Origin of the sequence: Ligaoa zhengdingensis (assembly GCF_014384885.1) — a bacterium.
In the GTDB taxonomy this organism is placed as follows: domain Bacteria; phylum Bacillota; class Clostridia; order Oscillospirales; family Ruminococcaceae; genus Ligaoa; species Ligaoa zhengdingensis.
In genome coordinates this window covers 1-1,967 of sequence record NZ_JACRST010000069.1, presented here as the reverse complement: position 1 = coordinate 1,967, position 1,967 = coordinate 1, and the positions used below count along the sequence as shown (strand labels likewise).

At 46.2% G+C, this 1,967-nt stretch carries 4 protein-coding genes and 1 pseudogene; all 5 read right to left on the bottom strand.

From position 1 onward, the window contains the following. The coding region (locus tag H8711_RS13585) for an SRPBCC family protein (RefSeq protein WP_249283875.1) at positions 1-355 on the bottom strand (355 nt) is incomplete at its 3' end. 20 nt (positions 356-375) lie between these two features. Next, positions 376-585, bottom strand: coding sequence for a hypothetical protein (locus H8711_RS13580; RefSeq protein ID WP_118564803.1), 210 nt, complete (start codon positions 583-585; stop codon positions 376-378). 40 nt (positions 586-625) lie between these two features. After that, positions 626-1,228 carry a Type 1 glutamine amidotransferase-like domain-containing protein gene (locus H8711_RS13575; RefSeq protein WP_249283874.1) on the bottom strand — a complete coding sequence of 201 codons (603 nt, stop codon included), beginning with the start codon at positions 1,226-1,228 and terminating at the stop codon, positions 626-628. A gap of 36 nt (positions 1,229-1,264) precedes the next feature. Next, positions 1,265-1,744 (bottom strand): flavodoxin, encoded by a 480-nt coding sequence (locus tag H8711_RS13570; protein ID WP_249283873.1) that lies wholly within the window; start codon positions 1,742-1,744, stop codon positions 1,265-1,267. Continuing rightward, positions 1,734-1,967, bottom strand: a pseudogene (locus H8711_RS13565) (hypothetical protein); the annotation flags it as partial. The gene H8711_RS13570 and the pseudogene H8711_RS13565, both read right to left, overlap by 11 nt.

Genomic DNA, 1,967 nt, shown 5'->3' with positions numbered 1-1,967 from the left:
CCCCAATTACCGGCGTTGTCATGCCGAAAGCCTCGGTGTGAGAGAAATGGCATCCTGTTTCAGTTCTTTTCCCTTCAAAGGTGATGAACGCCGTCTTCTTGTCGCTCCGGAATACAATGCGGAAGTGGTTCTCATCCTGTTCGCATTCCGTAATCGTGCCTGTCACATCGTAGTCCAGCCCCATGACGATCTCGCGGAAGCGGACCTTGCTTCCAGCATGATAGTTCCCGTTATAGAGATTGCATTCGATGTGGTAGGGACTCCATTTCACAAACTCTTCCTCAAAGTTAGCAGTCCATGCCTTTAATTTTTCATAGGAAGCCGGAATCTCTATCTGCTCTGTAAGAACAATCATTGTCAGTTTCTCCTATTCTGTCAAAGCGGCATCGGTGTCCGGGCGATCAGAATGACCGCCAGAATCGCGCCCACAAATGCAGCAGCCCCTATGACTGCCAACACCTTTTTGCCGAGTTTCTTCTTCGCTGCCTTGCCAATCAGCGCGGCGCAAGCCATGCAGACAGCCGCAGCAACAAGCGCAATGCCCAGCGTTTCCCATAGCCAAGAAAGTTCATGTAGGATTTTCATGCGATCATCATCTCCTGTTCGTTAAACTGGAATTTTCAAATTAGTCTTTGCAAATAACCTTTGAATCTTCACCATCAATTACAATTCCCTGACGGTTGTTAATTGGGCATAGATTCAAATCCGAAAAATCAGTCATTATTTTCTCGGTAACTTTCTTAAATGGTGCTGTAAGATAATGCGGAAGAACATAGAAATCAATCAAATCAAGCCCTGCATCATCTTCTTGTGAGTAGTCCTCCGGCTTTTCATCCATTTGTTCAATATATTGGATAGTTGGAGCGCATATAATCGCACCTGCCGATTCACCGATCATCAGTTTTCCCTTTTCCAATTCCTTCTTCAATAGCTCATCCGTTCCCGTTTTACGGAGCTGGTCCATAAGGAAGAAAGAATTTCCACCAGTAAAATATATCACATCCACATCTTCAAAAACAGACTGTATCGTTAAATAAGCCTCCGTTGAAATATCAATTTCAGTTACGGCTGCTCCCAGTTTATTGAATAGCTTTCGAGCCGAGCCGACATAACCGGTATAGCCTTCACGCAGCGAAGCTGTGGGAATAAATGCGACTTTCTTGTTATCAATTTCTTCTTTTATCAAACTTCCTACACTTGAAAAGTGCGAACATAAAAACAGTTTCATCCATATCCTCCTTAATAAATTCGATTTGTACTCTTTTCAAAGTCCAAGTCCTTCAACCCACGCCGCAAGCTCCTGATGCTCGACGCTACCCTTGAAGACCTTGCCGTCCATCAGCTTTGCACCTTTGCAGCTCGGCGCAAGGCGCTCGTTCGTCTTGCCAATGTCGCTTCCACCGGAGGTTGCAAACGGGATAATTGTCTTGCCGGTCAGATCATAGCTCTCAAGGAACGTATTGATAATCGTCGGCGCGACATACCACCAGATCGGGAAGCCCACAAAGATGGTATCGTAGTCCTTCATGTTGTCCCGCTTCACGGCAATCTCAGGACGGGAAGCAGGATCGTTCATCTCAATCGTGCTGCGGGCGTTCTTGTCCATCCAGTTCAGATCAGCTTCCGTATAAGGCACCTTCGGCTCAATCTCAAAGATGTCCGCGCCGATTGCCTCTGCCAGCGTCTCAGCTACTTTCGCGGTCACGCCGGACGCAGAAAAATATGCTACAAGTTTATTGCTCATTGTGTTCTTCCTCATCAATCTTTTCATTTCCTTCATTCAGCATGAAGTATAGCAGTGCTTCCAGCAATGTTGCCATATAGTGAAGCGACCAGTTTTCTTCCGGCTCTTTTGCCATCTTATCAAGTACGGCTCGAAAAGCCGTGGTACGGTCAATCCTTGTTTCCTCATCAATGCGGTCAAGTATGCCCTTCATTTTCAGAGCAAGTTCTTTTTCCTCGTCAGA

Coding starts and splice junctions, on each gene's coding strand:
- H8711_RS13570 (WP_249283873.1), bottom strand. CDS start 1,744: ATGAGCAATAAACTTGTAGCATATTTTTCTGCGTCCGGCGTGACCGCG.
- H8711_RS13580 (WP_118564803.1), bottom strand. CDS start 585: ATGAAAATCCTACATGAACTTTCTTGGCTATGGGAAACGCTGGGCATT.
- H8711_RS13575 (WP_249283874.1), bottom strand. CDS start 1,228: ATGAAACTGTTTTTATGTTCGCACTTTTCAAGTGTAGGAAGTTTGATA.